This is a genomic window from Azomonas agilis (assembly GCF_007830255.1).
Lineage (GTDB): Bacteria > Pseudomonadota > Gammaproteobacteria > Pseudomonadales > Pseudomonadaceae > Azomonas > Azomonas agilis.
In genome coordinates this window covers 36,713-57,503 of record NZ_VLKG01000015.1, presented here as the reverse complement: position 1 = coordinate 57,503, position 20,791 = coordinate 36,713, and the positions used below count along the sequence as shown (strand labels likewise).

Below are 20,791 nucleotides of genomic sequence, written 5' to 3'. Positions count from 1 at the left end.
CTTATGCCAGCACTGTGGCTGGCTGTGTCAGGCGCTCCAAGGCAATGCCCAGCGCCCGGTCATCAAACAGGCGATCCTTGCGCGCAGCGGCGTCCGCGCCGCCGCGCCAGTGGCGCAGCCCTTTACGCAAGGCAGGCACGGTGGGCGCTACGCCTTCACGAACCAGCAGCCAATCCACGGTGGCGAGCAGCTCCATGCCGAAGGGCGATTCAAAGCCATCAATGAGCGCGGCGGTGGATTCCAGTGCTTGCGTGTAAGCCTTGGCCTCGCTCTTGAGATAGGTCTGGATGAAAGCCTTACGCTCGTCGTCGAACCAGATTACGTCCAGTGGGTCCGCGTCGCTGATGCGCTTTTCGGAGTGCAGGTAGCTGCCATCCAGATTGTTCAGCAGATGATCGAGCCGGTTGGCGTAGGGGCCGTACTTATGCGGCGCGAACTGTAGATTCAGCGGGTTGTCGCCGGGGTTGTAGCGTTCGATGGCCCGCTCCAGAAACCACGCCAGCTTCTGGATCTCCAGCAGACTGCACTCCATGCCCAACACCCAGTAGCGGCGCACCAGTTCGGCAATCAGCGCACGGGCGGGAGTCAGTTTCTCGACACCACCGCGTTTGGCCACGTTCTGGTACTGCGTGGTGGGCTCGAACACCAGGATGTCGATGTCCAGATCACCCAGAGCCCGCTCGATCTGTTCGCGCACCTCGGCCCATTCCAGGCCACCATTGCCCGCACCAAGCGGCGGGATGGCGATGGACTTGACCTGTTGCTCGATCAGAAAGCGTCGCAAGTCATGCAGGCCCTCGACCACCCATTCCATGCGCGACGGCGAGCGCCAGTGTTGCTTGGTGGGAAAGTTAACGATCCATCGTGGGCCGTCGAGTTCATGCACTGGAGTGACGAACATCTTGCCGGTCTGCATTTCCTTGGCCTTGCAGGCAGCGGCGTAACGGCGGAAGTTTTCGTCGAAGCGTTCTTTGAACATCAGCGCGATGCCTTTGCCCATCACCCCGACGGTGTTGACCGTGTTGACCAGCGCCTCGGCGCGTGCCTCCAGCAAATTGCCTTGAGTGAATGTAATCATCAGAAATACCACCCTGTCCGGGCATAAACCGGCAGACTCAGATTGCGGGCCTGAATCTCCTGTTCAATGCGCTGTTTCAATGCTTCCGTATAGCACACGATGCCGAGAAGTCCGCCGACCGGCAAGTGCTGATGAATCAACGCTTCGGCCTGATAGCGCTCGAATTTTGCCGGGTCTTCCGGGTCCCGCTTGAAGTCCCGAGCTTGCAATAGTGGCCAGTCAATCTTGTCGAGATCGACCAATTCAGCGTAAAAGTCCGCCCACTGGTAATAAGCGTGGCAATCGGTGAACAGAAACGGCAAGCCTAGCCCGGCAATATGGTGCAGGCTGGACACCAGAATCACGATTTCCTCATTCGGCCGCCTCTGAATGCCGCCCCAGCCAGTGTGGATGTTGCGTAGCATTGGAGAAAACGGCGTGAAGTAGAACGGCACATAGTCGTTCAGCAAGCCGCCCGGCGGCAGTGGCACCGGGTGATTGGCCCGCTTGTCGATCAATTCCGGGTTGCCGATGTTTATCCAGTTCGGCGCCTTCACCGCACTGTTGCCGCAGTACAGGCCGTTGTCCAGAATCCATGGCAGATTGTCAAGGTGGACAATACGCCAGATCAGCGCTTTCTCCGGGTTGAGGTTGGGATAGTGGTTAGCCATCGACCACCTCGGGTTCTTCGACCTTGACGGGCACTTTGCCGGTGAGCAGGTCGTGCATCAGGCCGAATTTCTGAGATTTGAGATTTTCAACGATTGATTGTTGCGTTCGAATTGCCGCCTGAGCGGACTCAAACATTGAAATAAAAGCTACTTGCTCAGTCAGTTCTGGAACGCACACAACCAAGCGCTTCAGATTGCCAGTGTTGATTCGTGGTCTGGTAACACCTTGTTCATATCGACGGATTTGCTGGCGAGCCAACTCGCTATTCAGGAAAAGCATCAAAAACTTGTTGTGCATTAGCTCTGCGATGCATCGTGCACGAAAGCAGTCAGCCTTGTTAATTGCGGGAGGCAGATTCTCTGGATATGTGCAAGCGCGGCCAACTGGATAGCGCTCTTCGCCCAAGCCAGCGATCAACACATCGCCACCTACAATCTTGTTTCTGATTAGATAGGCGGCATGCCGATCGGATACGAAGGCTCGATCAGTATCGTTGTACTGGTACTCAGTGACATTCTGTAAACGAACAACGCGAACCCCTGGGTCGACGACGTAGTGCTCGGTCTTTAGATTCGAACCGAACGGCCCGTCTGCAATTGAATCGAGCACAGCCGAACAATCTAGGATGCGCCACTCCCTCGGAATCCACCCAATCGCCGTTTCCTGATACAGCTTAGGGGCCTGATCGCGGGGCGGGCGCAGTTGGCCGTTGGGCAGCACGCCACGGGTGAACAGGTCGTGCATCAGGCCGGCCTTGATCTGCTGGTATTTGGCGATCAGGGCTTCGGTTTTTTCGATGGCGGAGTCGATGCCGGAGAGGATGGTGGCGATTCGCTGTTGATCCGTTCGCTGCTTTGGATAGCGCAGCTTCAGCAGCCGCCCCAGATCCTTTGGAACGTGGGGAACACCGGTGCCTGTACGGCGGTGCTGAATCCAATCGAACCGTTCGGAGAGTGCGTAGTACAGATACTTGGGCTCAACCTTGTCGCTCGGCGAGAGCTTGGAAACCGTCGAGGCCACCACCCCTTGGCGACCATAGCCCACCAAGCCAGAACGCTCACCGTCCCACAGCATCAAGGTGTCAGTGCTTTTTGCGATGACCGCGAGTCGGGTAGCGGCAAAGCCATCGTCACCGCCCTCTAGGCCCGATGCACCCAGGTAAGGGGCGTACCCATCACCATTGAACGGTGATGTGTCAACTTTCCGACCTTTTTGAAAGGTCGCCAGTTGGGATAAGGGCGATTCAACCCACTCACTCATACCCCAACTCCACTAGGAAATCCTGCAACGCCTTGGCCGCGTGATCCCGCGCGGTCTCAATCTGCTTGGCCGTAACGGCGTACTTGCCCCACAGGTTTTCGATGGCGGCGATGCAAGCGCGTTGATCCGCCCGCAGATATTGGCGGTAGCTCTCGAACAGCAGCTTGCCCAAGCGCTCGATGATGACCTGCCGAGCCTCGTCCTTGCTGATCTTGAGGCGGGCCTGCTCCACCAATTCGTCCTTCTTGGCCTCGGTGGACTTGATGGCAGCTCTCAGGGTTTTGGCTTCGTCTTCCAGTGCTTTGTGTGTGGTCAGCTTGGCTTCGATGCGTTCGGCAGTGGCCTTGGCCTGCTGGCCAGCGGCCATGGCGGCTTGGATCACTGACGTGAAAGTGGAGGCGTGGCCCACGGAGGCGGCGAGATCGAGCACGCGCTGGCCGTTGGCGAACTGGGCCTCCTTGGCGGTAAAGCCATCGCTGCAGTGGTGCGCCTTATCCGTGCCCTTGGGCAAACGCCCCGCCACCTTGATCTCGGTGAACAGATCGCCCACAGCGCCTTTGAGCATCTTGAGCTGGGCCTTCCATCCGGCGTTGGCTTCCTTGAGTTCGTCCTTGAGGGTTTTCACCTCATCGGCAGGCAGCACGCCGGTGTCATCGGTATCTTCAAAGTCCTCTTCACTGGCGGCGGCGAACAGGGCTTGCAGCTCGGCGAGGCGGGCGTGCTGTTGTTCCAGTTCTGCCAATACCTCGGGGAACTGGCTTTGCAGAATGTCTTCATCAGGAATCAGCTCCGGCCCCCAGCCGCTGGCAGCGATGGATTTGAAATCAGACGCCAGCCCCTTGTAGTAGTTGGCGAAAGCGCCGCGTACCTGATAGCGGTTCAGCAGATGCTGGCCTGAAAACGTGCGCTCGATACTGTCCAGCAGCGTGGCGCGCACGGCGTACACGTTGCGGCCCACCCCTTGATGGGCTGCGTGCTGGTTGTCGGCATCCGGGGCCAGCGCCTCGATAACAGGCAAGTGCTGTTGCCACCAAGCGGCCAGATCGGCCATGAACTGGGCGTGGCGCTGGGTGACGCTGGCGTGGCTGTTGATGTGCGGGGCAATGTCGCGCTTGTCAATCAGGGTAGCGGCGAAATCGGCATACCAGATGCCATGCGTGGCCGTGGTACGGGGCACAAAGATGCTTTCGCGCAGGCCGGTATAGTTCTGCCAAAAATGGCACAGGGCATCGACCTCGCTGACCGGCACGCCACCGTGCAGATGAGCACGCACGTCGTGCGGCTCCGGCGGCGGAGCGTTGTCCACATAGCGGCGGATGTTGCAGTTGTAGTCTTCAGCCTTGATGTCGGCCACCGGCACGCGCTTGGCGTAGCCGTCGATGTTCTGCCCGGCACGGTAGGCGTGCACGATCTTGTCGATGTCTTCGGGGCGCAAGTGGTTCTGTGCCTTGCCTTCGCGGTATTCGCGGTCGGCATTGATGAACAGCACATGGTCGCGCTTAGTTGTTCCGTCGTCATTTCTTGCGCTGTCTTTGTTCAGCACTAGAATGCAGGCCGGAATGCCTGTGCCGTAGAACAGGTTGCTCGGCAGGCCAATCACGGCCTCTAGGTAGCCGCGCTCAATGAAGTACTGGCGCGCCTCGCGCTCTTCACCGCCCCGGAACAGCACGCCGTGCGGCATCACGGTGGCCATGCGGCCATTGCTCTTGAGCACGGCCAGCATGTGCTGCACAAACATCAGGTCGGCTTTTTTGCCCTTTTCCGGCATCCAGACGTGGAAGCGGCCGGGGTAGGCGATGGGCTCTTTCTTCTTCGCGCCGCTGCCGTCGTCCTTGGATTTGGTCTTGGCGTAGTTCTGGCTGAAGGGCGGATTGGCCAGCACGCGGTCAAAGCGGCGTAGCTCGTTGTTTTCGTCTTTGTGCTGCGGGTCTGCCAGGGTGTCGGCGTTGCGGATATCGGCGTGCGAGATGCCGTGCAGCAGCATGTTCATCTTGCAGATGGACCAGGTGGTGCCCATCTTTTCCTGCCCGTTGAGCGACAACTCGGCCGCATCGGCCCCGCATTCCCGCAGGTAGTCGCGGGCTTGAATCAACATGCCTCCCGAGCCAACGGTGGGGTCGTACACGCTCATGCCCTCCTTGGGGTCGCAGATTTCGACGCAGATGCGCACGACCTCGGCCGGCGTATAGAACTCGCCTGCTTTCTTGCCCGCCGAATCGGCAAAGTGCTTGATCAGCCATTCATAGGCGGCACCGAGCAGATCCGGGAATTCGAAATCGTCGTCCCGCAGCGGGATCTTTTCGAAGTTCTGGATGAAGTCGACCAGGGTGTCGTCATCCAGCGTGTTCTGACCGATCTTGCGGTTGAAGTTGATGGTGCCCTTGAGCACATCCTGCAAGGCATCGGCGTTTTCTTCTTCCAGGGCTTCCAGCGCCTTGTTGAGCGTGGAGCCGACGTTTTCCTTGACGTGCTTGAGCGCAGGCTGCCGGTTGCCTGCATCGTCTACCCACGGGTCATTCCAGCGGGCTCGTGGCGGCACGTAGAAATACTTGCCCGAGTACTGATCCGGGTCTTCGAGGTTGAGGGCGATATCGGCCTCTGACAGACCCGCCGCCTTGCCTTCCCGCTTGATCTCTTCCCGACGCTGATCGAACAGATCGCTGGCGCGCTTGAGGAACAGCATGCCAAAGATGTATTCCTTGTACTCGCTGGCATCCATGTTGCCGCGCAGGTCATCGCATGCCGTGAGCAGCAGGCTTTCCAGACGGGCAAGTGTGAGTTTGGCGGATGGCATCGTTCAGTCTGTTCCTCAGAGGTATGGCAACAACAGCAACACGTTAAAAGTGAAATCCATTTTTAACTACTGAAGCGAGCGGCGTGTGCAAAATATCGCTAAGCAGCCAGAAACAAGAAAGCCCGCACTAGGCGGGCCTCTTGGGGTGTTTCCAGTCATGTGTGAACATGTGGAAACTTGCATTTGGTGGAGCCGGGGGGATTTGAACCCCCGTCCGCCAGCTCTCCGCTATCGGTTCTACATGCGTATCCCAGTCTACTACGTTAACCCGTTGCCGCCCGACGGGCAGGGTGCTCAGGGCGAGCTGTATAAGTTTTAGTCGTTACGTCTACAGCGAACTTGGCGACGATCCTGTTCTATCTGACGGTCATTTCGGGTTTACAGGCATCCCCTAGTGACCGCTGGCGCCGAAGCGACCAGAGTGAAGGTTAGGCGGCTAGCGCGTATCCTTCGAAGTTGTCGTCGTTGGCAACTATAAGTTTGCAACAGTGGATTTACGAGTTCTGTTACCCACTCGGCACGCCCCTCAAGTTTTGTTACCGGCGTCGAATCCTAATCGGCCCCGTCAGCACCCGGGTAAGGGCGCTGAATGGTAGGCAGTGTACGCCAAATGGTGCATGGTGTCATTGCCTTATGTAAGAGATGGGGGATGATCCATGCTCTTTCAAGGGGACAAGTACCTTTTTTAAAGGATGTCCCCAAAAGCCTTAGTTTTTAGGGCGGCTAACGCGATCGACTAAGTACACCAAGCCGTGGTAGTCGATGCCGCTTTCACGGGTCAAACCAATCTCACAGGTACGGCTGGTGGAAATGCCCTCAGTGCAACCCTGTACGCTGTCCTTCAACGTGCGCAGGGCATGGCGGTTCAGCTCTGGTGTGGTGAAGCCCTTGTCACCGGCAAAGCCGCAGCAGTGGATGTTTTCCGGCACGCTGACAGTTTTGGCACAGCGCTTGGCAATCTCGATCAAGGCTTCCGCTTGGCCTAAATGCTGGGTGCTACAGGTGGCATGCACGGCAATCGGGGTTTCTTGCGGCGTAATCTCCAAACGATCCAGAACATGACTGCGGATAAAGCGCACCGGCTCATAGATGTCCAGCGGGCTGTTGCTCAGGTCTTTCACCAAGCGCAGGGTGCAGGGGCTGGTATCGCAGTAGATGGGGTCTTGTCCACCACGGCTGGCTTTAAGCAGGGCTTCCAGCACCTCTTGGCGCTTAAGGTCAGCCTGTTCGGCATAGCCTTTGGAAGCCCAAGGCTGACCGCAGCAGAGTTTGTTCAGGTTATCGGGGAAGACCACTTGATAGCCGGCCTTCTCCAGCAGGGCGCGGGTTTTATCGATCAGCGGCGTTTGCTCTTGATCGGTGGCACTGGGGCCCATGGCGCGGGAAACGCAGGAAGCCAGATAGACGACTCGTGGCTTTTCAGAAGCATTCGTGCTGCTGAGATTGACCACTGAAATGGGCTGCGGCATGGCGCGCGTCCAGCGTGGCAATTTTTCCCGACTGATGCAGCTCAGAATGGCTGAGGTTTTTTCCAGCGCACGCTGGCCGATCAGTTTGCGTGCGGCATTGGTCAAATTGAGCATCAACACCGAACCTTTGAGGGCGGTGTCGAAGTGCTCAGCCAGCCAGCGGGCTAGGCGAGGGCTTTGGGTTTGGGTGCTGCGCAGTTTGCGTACCAGATCGCCGGTATTGATGCCCACGGGACAACGCTGGGCGCACAGTCCGGTAGCGGCACAGCTGTCGATGCCTCGGTATTGATAATCGGCTTTGAGGGCTTGGTTGTCGGTTTGGCTGCGCTCTTTGGCTTGAATATCACGCCACATCACGATGCGTTGGCGCGGGGTGAGGGTCAAACCATTGGACGGGCAAACCGGCTCACAGAAACCACATTCGATGCACTTGTCGACCAGTTCATCGGCGGCAGGCATGGGTTTGAGGTTTTTCAGATGGATTTGCGGGTCTTCAGACAGCACCACATCGGGGTTCAGAATGCCTTTGGGGTCGAGTAGGCGCTTGATCTGCCACATCAGCTGATAGGCGTCTTTGCCCCACTCCAGCTCGACGAAGGGCGCCATGTTGCGGCCGGTACCGTGTTCGGCTTTCAGTGAGCCACCAAACTCCACGGTGACCAGCTGCGCCACGTCCTGCATAAAGGCATCGTAACGCGCCACTTGGGCAGGATCGTCAAAACCTTGGGTGAAGACGAAGTGCAGGTTGCCTTCCAGCGCATGGCCGAAAATGATGGCTTCGTCGTAGCGGTGTTTGTCCAGCAGCTCCAGCAAACGGTTCACGCCTTCGGCTAATTGCTCGACGGGGAAGGTCACGTCTTCGATGATGACTGTCGTGCCTGTGGGACGCACTGCGCCGACGGCGGGGAAGGTGCCTTTACGAATGGCCCAGAGCTGGTTGTAGACCTTGGGGTCTTCGCTGAAGTCCACTTGCTGTTCGACGGGGTATTCCGCCAAAGCCGTGCGGACTTGGCCCAGTTGCTCGTGGAGCAGGCTTTGGGTCGCTGCGCGGGATTCGATCAATAGGGCGCACGCGCCTTCAGAGAGGCCGCGTACCCAATCGGGCATGCCGGGTTTATTTTCTACGGAACGCAAACTGCGGCGATCCAGCAGCTCTACGGCAGAAACGGGCTGGGTTTTCAGCACTGTGACTGCGCGGCAGCAAATATCAACGCTGGGGAAGACGATCAGGGCGCTGGCTTTGTGTGGATGCTCCGGCACGGTGTCGTAGGTCACGGCGCTGATAAAGCCGAGCGTACCTTCGGAGCCGACCATCAGATGGGTCAGGATATCCAGCGGATCGTCGTAGTCCACCAGAGCATTCAGCGACAAGCCGGTGGTGTTTTTCAGCCGGTATTTGTGGCGAATGCGCGCGGCTAATTCAGTATTAGCACGGGTTTGGCTGCCCAGTTCGGCCAGCTGTGCTAACAGAGGGGCTTGGATTTGACGGAAGATGGCCACGCTCTGGGGGTCTTCAGTATCCAATAAAGTACCGTCAGCCAGTACTAAGCGCATACCCGCTAAGGTGTGATAAGTATTGTGCGCCGTACCGCAGCACATGCCGCTGGAGTTGTTGGCGACGATGCCGCCAATTTTGGCCGCGCCAATAGAAGCCGGATCAGGGCCGATCTTGCGGCCTAAGGGAGCCAGTACCGCATTGGCCTGTGCGCCGATTACCCCCGGTTGTAGGCGGATTTGTGCCCCTTTATGCCGAACTTCGCGGCCATTCCAATGCTCGCCAAGGACGATCAATACCGAGTCGGTGACGGCTTGACCGGACAGGCTGGTACCGGCAGCGCGGAAGGTGATGGGCACCTGTTCAGCTTGAGCCAGTTTAATCAGGGCGATTACTTCGGCTTCGGATTCTACTCGGATTACCAGTTTGGGAATCAGGCGGTAGAAGCTGGCATCGGTGCCAAAGGCGAGGGTAGACAGGGGGTCATCAAAGCGGCGCTCGGCAGGAATTAGGCGCTGCACTTCGGTAAGGAACGCGGCGGGCAGGCTCATGGGCAGGCTCCATCATCAGTAGTCGCGGGCTGCCTTGGGACAGCCCGTCAGGTTTTTATGTAAAAACTAAGGGTCGATCAGGTCAGATGCCGGCGCGTACTAATGAGTCGCGGGTAATGTCGCTGATGGTTTTGGCACCGGTCAGCACCATAGCCACACGCATTTCTTTCTCGATCAAATCCAGCAGGTGGCTCACGCCAGCTCCACCGGCGGCGGCCAGTGCGTAGACAAAAGCTCGGCCCAGCATCACGGTATCCGCACCTAGGGCTAACATGCGTACCACGTCTAACCCGTTGCGAATGCCGGAGTCAGCGAGGATTTTCAGGTCGCCTTTTACCGCATCGGCAATGGCGGGCAGGGCACGGGCGCTGGAGAGTACGCCATCTAGCTGGCGGCCGCCGTGGTTAGAAACCACGATGCCATCGGCTCCAAATTTCACCGCATCTTTAGCATCTTCAGGATCAAGGATGCCTTTGATCACCATGGGGCCATCCCAGAAATCACGAATCCACTCCAAATCCTTCCAAGAAATGGAGGGATCGAAGTTATTGGTCAGCCAACCGATGTAGTCCGCCAAGCCGGTGGGATTGCCGCGATAGGTGGAAATATTGCCCAGATCGTGGGGTTTGCCGAGCAGGCCTACATCCCACGCCCAGAAGGGATGGGTCATGGCTTGCAGAATACGCCGCGCCGGTGCGTAAGGGCCGCTCATACCGGAGTGGGCATCCCGATAGCGAGCGCCGGGGGTAGGCATGTCTACGGTGAACACCAGTGTGGTGACACCGGCGGCCTTGGCGCGCTCCAAGGCATTTTTCATAAAACCACGATCTTTCAGCACATACAGCTGAAACCACATGGGGCGGTCGATCGCAGGCGCTACTTCCTCAATCGGACACACGGAAACGGTGGACAGCGTAAAGGGCACGCCTTTAGCCGCTGCTGCTTTGGCTGCCTGTACTTCACCCCGACGCGCATACATGCCAGTCAGACCGACAGGGGCTAAAGCGATAGGTAAGGACAGACGCTCATTAAAGAGCTGGGTTTCCAGATTCAGCTCAGACATATCCCGCAGCACGCGCTGGCGTAGGGCGATTTCGGACAGGTCTTCGACGTTGCGCTTGAGGGTGTATTCGGCGTAAGCGCCGCCGTCGATGTAGTGAAATAGGAAGGGCGGCAGTCGGCGTTGAGCGGCGGCGCGGTAATCAGTAGATGCAGAAATAATCATGGAATTTCAGACCTCGACGGGAGGATGAGGCTGGAAAGGCCCTTAAGAGCCTTCCCATCCAAGACACTTAAAGCGATCAGTGCACCAACATGCCAGTGAACACATAGGCTTGTGCCAAGGTGATCAAGCCGGCCATGGTGGCGAAGATTAGACTGTGCTTCAGGGTGAAGCGGAATAGATCCGACTCTTTACCCACCATACCGGTCGCCGCGCAAGCTACAGCGATGGATTGGGGCGAAATCATCTTGCCGGTCACGCCGCCGCTGGTATTGGCTGCCACCAACAGAGTGTCGCTCACGCCAATTTGATGCGCGGTCGTGGCTTGCAGAGAACCAAAGAGCGCGTTCGCCGAAGTATCGGAACCGGTGAGGAACACACCCAACCAACCCAAGAAGGGCGAGAAGAAGGGGAAAGCCGCGCCCGTACCGGCCAGTACCAGAGCCAGTGTGGTAGACATGCCCGAGTAGTTGGTGACAAAGGCGAAGGCTAACACCATACCAATGGACAGAATCGGCCATCTCAGCTCGATGAATACATCCTTTAAAGTGGTAATACCAGTTTTAAAATTGATGCGCAGTACCATCATGGAAATCAGCGCCGAGATGAAAATCGCGGTGCCAGTCGCTGATAGCGGATCAAATTTAAATACTGCCGAAATAGGCGTTGGATCGGTGACGATAGGTGCGACTTTTACCACCAGTTTATCCAGATTAGGAATTGGAATCTGGAGAACGAGGTCGCTTAAAGCACCGCCTGCAGCAAATAGGGCTTTAAAGGGTTTCAGCGTCCAGATGGTGACCAGTGCAGTCAAAATCAGGAAGGGTGACCAAGCTTTAAAGATTTGACCGGCCGAGTAAGGGCAAGGCTCGGTCGTGCTGGGCTTCAGGCTGGCTGTACCGTCAGCATTGGGCACCAGATCCACTTCGCGGGTAGGTTTCCAGACTTTCAGGAACAGCGTCAGGCAGACCAAGCTGACCAGTGCTGAGGTGATGTCCGGCAGTTCTGGGCCAATGTAGTTAGAGGTGTAGTACTGGGTAATGGCAAAGCTGACACCGGCTACCAGAGCGGCAGGCCAAGTCTCTTTCACACCACGCCAGCCATCCATCATCACTACCAGCCAGAACGGCACGATGACCGATAGGATAGGCAGTTGACGACCGGTCATAGCCCCGATTTTAAAGGCATCAATACCTGTAACCTGTCCAGCGACAATGATCGGGATACCCAGTGCACCGAAGGCTACCGGTGCGGTGTTAGCGATCAAGCACAGGCCAGCGGCATACAGCGGATTAAAGCCCAAACCGACCAGCAGTGCGGCTGTAATAGCCACCGGCGCACCGAAGCCGGCCGCACCTTCCAGAAAGGCTCCAAAGGAGAAGCCAATCAGCAGCACCTGCAAGCGCTGGTCATCGGTAATGGACAGTACCGAGCTGCGAATGACTTCAAACTGACCGCTTTTTACGGTGAGTTTGTAGAGAAATACCGCCGCCACAATGATCCAAGCAATGGGCCACAGGCCATAGGCAAAGCCATAGCCTGCCGCCGCCGCCGCCATTTCCACCGGCATACCAAAAGCCAAGATGGCCACGGCTAGAGACAACGCCAGAGTAATGGTGCCAGCCACATGACCTTTCAGGCGAAATACAGCCAAAGCCAAGAAGAAAAACACAATGGGAATTAAAGCAACTAATGCGGACAGCCAAAGACTGCCGAGCGGGGTATAGAGCTGTTGCCAGGTTTGCATTGGGGTGGCTCCCTGATTGTTGTTGGAGTGAGTAGGCCGGAATTATGGCGGTCTTGAAAAAATTGGTAAGACCAATTTACAATCCGGGTAGCCCAGAGTAAAAGCCTAGAGACTTTTCTGTCAAACCTCTTTTGGCCAGACCTTGGTCGAGTATCCGAAGAAGGAGGAAGTTCATGGCACAATGCAGCGTCCCCATTGTTTCAGGGGAGCGTTCGACAAAAAGGCGTGTTAGACCCTAACAGCAGCCAAAAACTTAAAGAGGATGAACGAAATGGGGTTTGGACAGATCCGGCAGCACCGTTTGTCGGATGATATCGTGGCTCAATTAGAGGCTATGATTTTGGAAGGCTCATTTAAGGCGGGTGATCGCCTGCCCGCCGAGCGCGCCTTGGCCGAACAATTTGGTGTATCTCGCCCCTCATTGCGTGAGGCAATTCAGAAGCTAGTGGCTAAGGGGTTACTGGTCAGCCGTCAAGGGGGCGGTAACTTTGTATCTGAGGTACTGGGCTCGACCTTTAGCGATCCATTGTTGCATCTACTGGAAAAAAACCCCGAGGCCCAGCGTGACCTGTTGGAGTTTCGCCATACTTTAGAGGGCTCTTGTGCCTACTATGCAGCGCAGCGAGCCACCGAGGTGGATCTCCAGCGTCTGACAGAAGCCTTTGAGCGTTTGCAAGATTGTTATGCTCAGCACTTGAACATCTGTCGCACCGAAGAAGGAGCCGCCGATGCTCGCTTTCACTTAGCGATTGCAGAAGCCAGCCATAACGCGGTGTTGCTGCATACGATTCGAGGCTTATTTGACCTATTAAAGCGCAATGTAACCACCAACATCGGAGGGATGTATGCCTTGCGTGAAGAAACTCGGGATATGCTGATGCGACAGCACAAAGCTCTTTATCAGGCCATTATGGAGCGTGATCCAGAGCGGGCGCGGGAGGTTTCCAATCAGCATATTGACTACGTTAAGGAAGTTCTCGCTGAAGGCATTGAAGAAGCGCATCGTTTGGCCCGCGCCCAGCGTCGTCAGACAACGGGAGGGCGCTTAGCCAAAGGAGGGCGGGAGCTTTAGTCTTCCTTTCCCTTATTGCGTATGGCTCGCTGAATCTCACGGGCCGAATCGCGCTCACGCTCAGAGTCACGCTTGTCGAATTCTTTCTTGCCCTTAGCCAGTGCAATTTCGCACTTAATCAGGTGTTTTTTCCAGTACAGGGATAGGGCCACACAGGTGTAGCCCTTTTGTTGTACTGCACCAAACAGCTTACCTAACTCACGTTTATGCAGCAGCAGTTTGCGGGTACGCGTTGGGTCAGCGATCACATGGGTCGAGGCGGTAGTCAGTGGTGTGATATGACTCCCCAGTAGCCAAGCTTCGCCGTCTTTGAGTAAAACGTAAGAGTCTACTAACTGCGCTTTGCCAGCCCTTAGGCTTTTTACTTCCCAGCCAGCCAGTGCAAGACCTGCCTCGAACTTCTGCTCAATGAAGTAATCATGCAGTGCTTTTTTATTGAGAGCGATGGTTCCTGAAGGGTGTTTCTTTTGTTTAGCCATAAAAATCTGTCTTGGAGAATAAAGGGCTTGAGCTACCTAGGCGGAAGGATGCTTGAGAGGCAGGGAAGAATCCCGGACAATATCGGCATCGGGTGCTGATGGCTCTGCCGTGGGTGCTGAGATTAACCGGCCTGCAACAAAGTGATCCATAGATGACAACCCATATTCACCGTTCTGCCTTGCTGCCTTATCCAGCACAAGCTTTGTTTGACATGGTCAATGATGTGGCCAGCTATCCCAAGTTTTTACCTTGGTGTTCTGCCAGTGAAGTTCTTCTGCAAACGCCAACTCAGATGCGTGCCAGTATGACCGTGGGCAAGGCGGGTTTAAGTCAGCGCTTTGTGACCTCTAATACCCTTATCCCCGGTCAACGCATTGAGATGAAGCTTGAGGAAGGGCCCTTCCGTCAGTTACAAGGCATTTGGGAGTTTAAACCCTTAAACGATCAAGCCTGCAAAATTAGCTTGGATTTAACCTTCGATTATGCCGGGCCTTTGGTCAAAGTAACACTAGGGCCTTTATTTAACCATGCGGCCAATACGCTGGTAGATGCTTTTTGTGAGCGGGCCAAGCAGCTCTATGGATAACCCCGTTCACATTGAAGTGGTGTATGCCCTTCCAGAACAGCAATGGCTGTGTGCTTTGCGTCTTTCTTCAGGCACTACGGCTTTGGAGGCTGTGCATCTATCACAGGTGGTGCAACACCTTCCTAATCAAAGTCTGGAGGGCTGTGCTTTTGGGGTCTTTGGTCGTCTGATTAAGCCTGAGCATTATTGCGTTCAAGATGGAGACCGCCTTGAGCTGTATCGCCCGTTACGGGTTGATCCTAAAGAAATTCGTAAGCAGCGAGCAGTTCGTAATCCTATTTTGAAAAAGCGCCCCGTAGGCCCACAAGCTGTGTAGGAAAATCCTCAATGAATACCCTATTTTGGTATGACTTCGAGACTACAGGTATACAACCGAGTCGTGATCGCCCTATGCAGGTTGCAGGCGTGCGCACCAATGAAGCTTTAGAGGAAATAGAGCCTCCTTTAAACCTGTACTGCCAGCTATCAGACGACATCTTACCTCATCCAGCGGCGTGTTTGATTACAGGTATCACGCCCGAACGGCTCAAGACTCAGGGATTGCCTGAGGCTGAGTTTATGGCCCGTTTGCACGATGAGTTAATCAGACCGGGTACCTGTAGCCTGGGCTATAACAGCCTGCGTTTTGATGATGAAGTAGTGCGTTATAGTCTATACCGCAATCTATACGATCCCTATGCCCGTGAGTGGCAAGGAGGTAATAGCCGCTGGGATTTGATTGACTTAGTGCGGGCAGCTTGTGCGCTGCGTCCCGAGGGCATTCAGTGGCCGGAAGTGGAAGGGCGCGTTAGTTTAAAGCTGGAACATCTGAGTGCAGCCAATGGCCTAGAACATGACCAAGCCCATGATGCCTTATCCGATGTGCGTGCTACTTTGGCCTTGGCGCGTTTAATTCGTGCGCGCCAGCCTAAGCTTTATGCCTATTACTACGCTTTACGCCATAAAGCGCAGGTTGCTAAACAGATTAGTCTACTTACGCCGCTAGTACATACATCGGGGCGATTTTCTGCGGAGCGCCGCTACCTGTCCTTAGTGTTACCTTTAGCTTGGCATCCGACGAATCGTAATGCAGTTATTTTGTGCGACTTAATGAAGGATCCCCAGCCTTTATTGGAGGAGTCTGTTGAGGTTTTAAAGCAGCGGTTATACCAACGCTACAGTGATTTAGAGGCAGAAGAGTTACCCGTACCTTTAAAGTTAGCTTACATCAACCGCTGTCCCATGTTAGCCCCCTTATCTGTACTGAGTAACGAGCGCGCTATAGAGTTAGGGGTTGATCTAAAGCTTTGCATGCAGCGAGCGCAGGCCGTGCGAGAGGCTGCTTCGGTATGGCAACCCAAGTTAGCAGAGCTTTATATCGGAGACTCCATCCTAGAGTCTGTTTCCGATCCTGAACAAAAACTTTATTCGGGTTTTTTAGGCTCTGCAGACCGACGGTTATGTGATCAAATCCGTCGGGGAGCCCCGAACAGTCTAATAAGCTCCCAATATGCTTTTGAGGATGCTCGTTTACCCGAATTACTGTTTCGCTATCGAGCCAGAAATCTACCAGACAGCCTTACTAAAGCAGAACATCAGAGGTGGCTGCAGTTTTGCCAAGCGCGCCTGAGTGATCCTAAAGCGGGGGCACCAATAACACTGGATGCTTTTGAGCAAGCTGTTCATGAATTACAGGCTACTGCATTAACAACAACTGAAGCTGAGCTATTAAAACAGTGGAGCAACTATGGGCAGCAGTTACGCGCTGCCTATTTTCCTAAGCCTGATCTGAAATAACTCCAGTGGTAGTGGAACAGCTTAAAGCAATCCAGTGTTTTGCTGGATTGATAAGCCCATAGGGTTAAGCTTCGAGTACCGCAGCCCAACCTTCAACAGTATCGGCACCCCAAGTTGCTTTCCACTCTTTGAGGGTTTTGTGGTTGCCCCCTTTAGTTTCAATCACTTCACCGGTGTGTGGATTTTTGTACTGTTTAACGCGGCGTGCTCGTTTTGTAGTGGTAACTACTTTAGCAACAGCAGGTTGTTTGTTTAGACGAGAATCAGGGTCTAGCAAGGCAATGATGTCACGCAGCGATTTTTGATACTCGCCCATTAGGGTGCGTAGTTTATCTTCAAACTCAAGCTCTTGTTGCAGCTTGCTATCTTGGGATAATTGCTTCAGGCGCTCTTGAAGTTTTTTGATTTCTTCTTCTGTTGAGCGGTATTCATTAACAATAGACATAATTAATCACCTGTGTTTTTAAAGGGGCCGCTAGGCCAGCTACGATAATAAATAGGTCTACAGAATAAGTAAATGTTGGAGCTATATAAAGTTCTTGGTTAAGAAGTTGCCAGAGATTTCTTTATCTAATAACCAAAAATCTTGGATATTTGTAATGCCTAAGCCTGAGCTTTATATACCCTCTAATGGGTGAAAGCAGTTTTTCTAACGCAGTTCTAGGCTACAAATGCCTTATCTGTGAGAGTGCGCTAGAATGGGGCATTTTTATGGGTGAGGTTTCTATTAAATGCGTACTTTCAGGCTGATTATTGCCTGCCCTGACCGAGTAGGTATTGTGGCTAAGGTGAGCAATTTCTTAGCCACTTACAATGGTTGGATTACCGAAGCAAGCCACCATTCAGATACTCAAAGTGGCTGGTTTTTTATGCGCCACGAAATTCGGGCAGATTCATTACCCTTCGATTTAGAGGGGTTTAAGCAAGCCTTTTCTCCCATTGCTCGAGAGTTTTCTATGCAATGGTGGGTTTCCGATTCGGCTCAGCGCAAAAAATTAATTTTGATGGCCAGCCGAGAATCCCATTGTTTAGCCGACTTATTGCACCGTTGGCACAGTGGAGAGTTAGATTGCGATATTCCCTGTGTTATTTCCAATCACGATGATTTGCACAGTATGGTGGCTTGGCATGGCATTCCTTATTTCTATGTTCCTGTCGTGGCTGGGTGTAAAGAGGATGCATTTAACCGCGTGACTCAGTTGGTGCGTGAGCATGATGCAGACTGCATTGTATTGGCGCGTTATATGCAGATTCTACCTTCGGCTTTATGTCAGGAGTTTGCCGAGCGTATTCTCAATATACATCATAGTTTCTTACCCTCCTTTGTGGGTGCTAAACCCTACCATCAAGCAGCTCAGCGGGGTGTTAAGTTGATCGGAGCAACTTGTCACTATGTTACCGAGGAGCTTGATGCAGGCCCCATTATTGAACAGGATGTAGTGCGTATTAGTCATCGTGATAGTGTTGAAGACATGGTGCGCTTAGGTAAGGATGTGGAAAAAATGGTTTTATCGCGCGGGGTGCGTTATCACTTGGAAGATAGGGTACTGGTGCATAGCAATAAAACGGTTGTATTTGACTAAGCTCTATTAGCGCTAGCTTGGATCATTCAACAAGATATGAGGATAAGAATGGCTGGGAGTATTTTGGTCATCGCCATTCTTACCCTAGGTAACGAATAACACCTGATGTTTAATCTTGGTGCGTTTGTGCAGCCGATTTTTCTTTTTCCTTTTCAATTTTCTCCAGCTCCTTCTGGAAGGCTTTATCTAATAAGCTTGCGCGTTTACGCCAAGGTTTACGCTCAGGATCGGGCTGGGCGGCATATAAAGTTACATCACCACCATAAAGGTTTTGATAGCGTTGAGCTTGGCGCTCAAGCTCGTTTCGCAGTTCGTCTTTAGTCACAATTTAACCTATGTTGTGCTTATGGATGTAAAAAGCCTGAGCATTAAGCGGCGACAGACTTTGATTACGGCTATTTTTATATACGCAAAAGGAGAGAAGAGGCATTGGCTAAAAATGCTCATGCATTGTATTGCTGAGGTTGCATATGAGGTGTTTCCTTCTTAATGCGTATTTAAGATGAGCTTCTGACATATGCATGGAAGGATTTTACTACTTTATAAGCTTTTCGTCAGGTAAGAAGATGTAAATTTAATCTTGAATAAAGCTGAACCTTTCAATGGCTTTGGGGTGGGTCATCGCCGTAGCCAAGTCATATTTTTAGTTAAGGGGTTCTTGGGTGAAGAAGATTGAGCAGAATAGGCGCTTATTGAGATGTAGGTCATGTGGCCTTTGTGTCCTTATGGTATATATAAAACCATTATAGAGCGCTGAGTTTTCGGGTGTTACTGAGCATAGTCTGAGGTTGGTTTTAAGGAGGGGGAGCTATGCTAGATAGCAGACTCCTAGCGCTTTGGCAGAGCGGACAATGGCAGGCAGGCTTGGCTGCCGTGCGGATTGCTCATCAAGTGCCGGGTAGGGTTCGTTTAAAACTGGATACCACTCTTTCATTAGCGGGCTTATCCTCCGATGAGTGGCTAGAGTGCATTAATCTGTTGACGCAGTTATTAGAGCGCACCCTTGGAGTGCGTTCTGTACGGGTAAATCCCTTAGCGCGATCCTGCGTACTGGAGTACGACCCTAAGATAATTCCTTCTGAGGCATGGGGGGATTTATTGGCTAGTAAGGACTCTACAGCAGCTCAGCTTCTAATAACTCATTTGTACGACAGCTATCAGGAGGTTGTACATGCAAAATTATGATGAACAAATTTTGCGAAGCCGGATGCTAAACCCGCAAGCTCCTTATCCGCTCGTACATCAAGCGGTGCGTATTGCTCTGTTTGATGAGTATGCTGCGCGTAGTTTTTATGCTCGGGTAGTGGAGGGGTTTGGTGCTCGTGCTCCTTTTTCTAACATATTGGCTTCAGAAGAGCGCCATATAGAGGCTTTGTCTAATCTCTGTACGCGGTTAGGGATTGCACGTCCTTTAGATCCTTTTCCCGCAGAAACTACCCTTGAGCCCACATGGCTAGCGAACTGTAATAGGGCTATAGCCGGTGAGATAGCTAATATACGTCTGTATGGGCAGTTATTGACAACAGTAGCAGAGCCAGATGTTCGGCAGGTTTTTCTGAATTTGCAGGCGGCCTCGTATGAGCAGCATTTACCTGCATTTCGCGAAGCGGCCCTCAGTGCTTTAGAGCAGGAGCGTTACCATGCGGCTATGGGAATTCCGCCTCAGCAAGCCTATGTAAAGCATGGGCCTTTTTCTGATTTATTGGAGCGCGCTTTGGCCCAGATGGTTGGACGAGGCGGGGTATTGGGTTTGGTCAGTCCCTTGTTGCGCAATAGCCATCCCGCTCTATTGAGTGGACTGGTAGTAGGCGGAGCTGGTGTCTATCTGCTCAAGAAAAAAACCGGGTTAGGCCGGAAGGAGTCGTAACATGTTACCGCTTATCCCTTTTGTTTTAGGTATTGCAACGGGTGTTGTGGCTGTGCGTTTGTTTAAAACTAAAACCTCTCAAGAGGCTTTAGATAAGGTTCAAGATCAGTTACGGGAGGCTACACGCTCTGGTTTAGAGGGTGTGTCTAAGGTGTCCGATAAAATAAGGGCTCGCTTAGAGCCAGATCCCGTCATAGATGCTGGTGAGCCTATGGAAAAGGATTTGGCCGTACCCGCTTCGGTTCAGCCAGCGCTGATACCGCCCACTGCTGAGCCTAAGACTAAGGAGTAAAAGCGATGTATGTTCCAAACTCTGCCTATCCTGCGCGTTCTAAAGTCCAAGGCCTTGAGAGCGATGGCAGCTTTACGCGTGGCTTTATCGCTACTGCTTGTTTATCGGCCTTTCAAGAGCAGAGGGTGCCTAGCTCACCCAAGCAATTTAAACGTGTGTTACGCCATGCCTTACAAGGTGGTGCTGCTCTAGCAGCCGGTACTCATGCAGCCATTGCCGTGAAGCAAGGCAACTACTTGGGCGCAGTACTGGCTACCGCGTTAGGCGCGGCTAGTGTATTGGCCGTCGAGCGTTTATTACAGGAATCTTCTACCTCTGCTCCGGAGTTGATCAATGGCCAAGAAGCGTAAAAAGAACCCGCCCCCCGCCGCTGCGTACATGGGACAGGGAATCCCTGCCGGTACTCCCTATACAGCCTATGGTTATCCACCAGCAGACTTAGCTGCATCCCAACAGCCCAGTATGGCGACTCCAAATCCGGCTGCAACAGGCTACGGCTATGCCGGTGCGCCTGCTGGAGCAGGCCCTGCTTTTAATCAGCCGGGTATGGCTGGCCTAAACGCTGGATTAGGTGGGGCGCAAAATCCTGATCCTACGGCCGCTTACTTGAATGCAGCGGGTTTGGATGCAGGCCTACTACAGGGATTGCCAAATCTACTGCGGTCTCGACATACCGAGCAATTCTTACTGGGCTTGGTGATTGGTGGTGCCGCTGCTTGGGTTTTAACCGATGAAGAGTTGCGCAATAAGTTATTAAAAACAGGCTTAAAGCTTTATTCGGGCCTGATGGGTGGCTTAGAAGAGTTAAAGGAGCAAGTGGCTGACGTTCGTGCCGAATTGGATGCCGAGCAGAACGGAGGTATTTGAT

Annotated in this window: 20 protein-coding genes and 1 other RNA gene; 10 read left to right on the top strand and 11 right to left on the bottom strand. The window is 53.7% G+C overall.

Features of this window, described 5'->3' with window-relative positions:
* Position 1: 1 nt before the first annotated feature.
* The 8 genes from darG to LX59_RS14645 form a co-directional block, all read right to left on the bottom strand.
* A complete protein-coding gene (gene darG / locus LX59_RS14680) occupies positions 2–1,078 on the bottom strand; it encodes a type II toxin-antitoxin system antitoxin DNA ADP-ribosyl glycohydrolase DarG (RefSeq protein ID WP_144573220.1) in 1,077 nt (358 codons plus the stop codon).
* A complete protein-coding gene (darT, locus tag LX59_RS14675; protein ID WP_144573218.1) occupies positions 1,078–1,728 on the bottom strand; it encodes a type II toxin-antitoxin system toxin DNA ADP-ribosyl transferase DarT in 651 nt (216 codons plus the stop codon). The genes darG and darT overlap by 1 nt, the downstream gene beginning before the upstream one ends.
* On the bottom strand, positions 1,721–2,989 hold the full coding sequence (locus LX59_RS14670; protein ID WP_144573216.1) for a restriction endonuclease subunit S: 1,269 nt from the start codon (positions 2,987–2,989) through the stop codon (positions 1,721–1,723). The genes darT and LX59_RS14670 overlap by 8 nt, the downstream gene beginning before the upstream one ends.
* Positions 2,982–5,783, bottom strand: coding sequence for a type I restriction-modification system subunit M (locus LX59_RS14665; RefSeq protein ID WP_144573215.1), 2,802 nt, complete (start codon positions 5,781–5,783; stop codon positions 2,982–2,984). The genes LX59_RS14670 and LX59_RS14665 overlap by 8 nt, the downstream gene beginning before the upstream one ends.
* Before the next feature lie 184 nt (positions 5,784–5,967).
* Positions 5,968–6,347: a transfer-messenger RNA gene (gene ssrA / locus LX59_RS14660) on the bottom strand.
* Between the two features lie 143 nt (positions 6,348–6,490).
* Positions 6,491–9,298 (bottom strand): FAD-binding and (Fe-S)-binding domain-containing protein, encoded by a 2,808-nt coding sequence (locus tag LX59_RS14655; RefSeq protein WP_144573213.1) that lies wholly within the window; start codon positions 9,296–9,298, stop codon positions 6,491–6,493.
* A gap of 82 nt (positions 9,299–9,380) precedes the next feature.
* The gene (gene lldD, locus LX59_RS14650; RefSeq protein WP_144573211.1) at positions 9,381–10,523 is read right to left on the bottom strand and encodes an FMN-dependent L-lactate dehydrogenase LldD; all 1,143 of its coding nucleotides are present in this window, start codon (positions 10,521–10,523) and stop codon (positions 9,381–9,383) included.
* A gap of 76 nt (positions 10,524–10,599) precedes the next feature.
* The gene (locus LX59_RS14645; RefSeq protein WP_144573208.1) at positions 10,600–12,267 is read right to left on the bottom strand and encodes a lactate permease LctP family transporter; all 1,668 of its coding nucleotides are present in this window, start codon (positions 12,265–12,267) and stop codon (positions 10,600–10,602) included.
* Positions 12,268–12,538: 271 nt separating this feature from the next.
* Here LX59_RS14645 and LX59_RS14640 point away from each other — a divergent pair, with 271 nt between their 5' ends.
* On the top strand, positions 12,539–13,339 hold the full coding sequence (locus tag LX59_RS14640; protein WP_144573206.1) for an FCD domain-containing protein: 801 nt from the start codon (positions 12,539–12,541) through the stop codon (positions 13,337–13,339).
* Here the strand turns inward: LX59_RS14640 and smpB are convergent.
* On the bottom strand, positions 13,336–13,818 hold the full coding sequence (gene smpB, locus LX59_RS14635) for an SsrA-binding protein SmpB (protein ID WP_144573204.1): 483 nt from the start codon (positions 13,816–13,818) through the stop codon (positions 13,336–13,338). The genes LX59_RS14640 and smpB overlap by 4 nt on opposite strands.
* 152 nt (positions 13,819–13,970) lie before the next feature.
* Here smpB and LX59_RS14630 point away from each other — a divergent pair, with 152 nt between their 5' ends.
* Genes LX59_RS14630 through sbcB form a run of 3 tightly spaced genes read left to right on the top strand, consistent with a single transcriptional unit; the run spans position 13,971 to position 16,181 of the window.
* The gene (locus tag LX59_RS14630; RefSeq protein WP_144573202.1) at positions 13,971–14,405 is read left to right on the top strand and encodes a type II toxin-antitoxin system RatA family toxin; all 435 of its coding nucleotides are present in this window, start codon (positions 13,971–13,973) and stop codon (positions 14,403–14,405) included.
* Positions 14,398–14,721: an RnfH family protein gene (locus LX59_RS14625; protein WP_144573200.1), complete on the top strand. Its 324-nt coding sequence runs from the start codon at positions 14,398–14,400 to the stop codon at positions 14,719–14,721. The genes LX59_RS14630 and LX59_RS14625 overlap by 8 nt, the downstream gene beginning before the upstream one ends.
* 11 nt (positions 14,722–14,732) lie before the next feature.
* Positions 14,733–16,181 carry an exodeoxyribonuclease I gene (gene sbcB, locus LX59_RS14620; protein ID WP_144573198.1) on the top strand — a complete coding sequence of 483 codons (1,449 nt, stop codon included), beginning with the start codon at positions 14,733–14,735 and terminating at the stop codon, positions 16,179–16,181.
* A 64-nt stretch (positions 16,182–16,245) separates the two neighbouring features.
* On the opposite strand, the gene mvaT is transcribed toward sbcB, so the two are convergent.
* Positions 16,246–16,626 carry a histone-like nucleoid-structuring protein MvaT gene (gene mvaT / locus LX59_RS14615; protein ID WP_144573196.1) on the bottom strand — a complete coding sequence of 127 codons (381 nt, stop codon included), beginning with the start codon at positions 16,624–16,626 and terminating at the stop codon, positions 16,246–16,248.
* 286 nt (positions 16,627–16,912) lie between these two features.
* Between mvaT and purU the strand changes: the two genes are divergently transcribed.
* Positions 16,913–17,764: a formyltetrahydrofolate deformylase gene (purU, locus tag LX59_RS14610; protein WP_144573195.1), complete on the top strand. Its 852-nt coding sequence runs from the start codon at positions 16,913–16,915 to the stop codon at positions 17,762–17,764.
* Between the two features lie 109 nt (positions 17,765–17,873).
* On the opposite strand, the gene LX59_RS14605 is transcribed toward purU, so the two are convergent.
* A complete protein-coding gene (locus tag LX59_RS14605) occupies positions 17,874–18,089 on the bottom strand; it encodes a hypothetical protein (RefSeq protein ID WP_144573193.1) in 216 nt (71 codons plus the stop codon).
* Positions 18,090–18,574: 485 nt separating this feature from the next.
* On the opposite strand from LX59_RS14605, the gene LX59_RS14600 reads away from it, so the two are divergent.
* Genes LX59_RS14600 through LX59_RS14580 form a run of 5 tightly spaced genes read left to right on the top strand, consistent with a single transcriptional unit; the run spans position 18,575 to position 20,790 of the window.
* On the top strand, positions 18,575–18,949 hold the full coding sequence (locus LX59_RS14600) for a hypothetical protein (protein ID WP_144573191.1): 375 nt from the start codon (positions 18,575–18,577) through the stop codon (positions 18,947–18,949).
* The gene (locus LX59_RS14595) at positions 18,936–19,631 is read left to right on the top strand and encodes a ferritin-like domain-containing protein (RefSeq protein ID WP_144573189.1); all 696 of its coding nucleotides are present in this window, start codon (positions 18,936–18,938) and stop codon (positions 19,629–19,631) included. Before LX59_RS14600 ends, LX59_RS14595 begins: the two co-directional genes overlap by 14 nt.
* Position 19,632: 1 nt before the next feature.
* Complete coding sequence (locus LX59_RS14590) at positions 19,633–19,923, top strand: hypothetical protein (protein ID WP_144573187.1); 291 nt, start codon at positions 19,633–19,635, stop codon at positions 19,921–19,923.
* 5 nt (positions 19,924–19,928) lie between these two features.
* The gene (locus LX59_RS14585) at positions 19,929–20,273 is read left to right on the top strand and encodes a hypothetical protein (RefSeq protein ID WP_144573185.1); all 345 of its coding nucleotides are present in this window, start codon (positions 19,929–19,931) and stop codon (positions 20,271–20,273) included.
* Complete coding sequence (locus LX59_RS14580; RefSeq protein ID WP_246118779.1) at positions 20,257–20,790, top strand: YtxH domain-containing protein; 534 nt, start codon at positions 20,257–20,259, stop codon at positions 20,788–20,790. The genes LX59_RS14585 and LX59_RS14580 overlap by 17 nt, the downstream gene beginning before the upstream one ends.
* The last annotated feature ends 1 nt before the right edge of the window (position 20,791 follow it).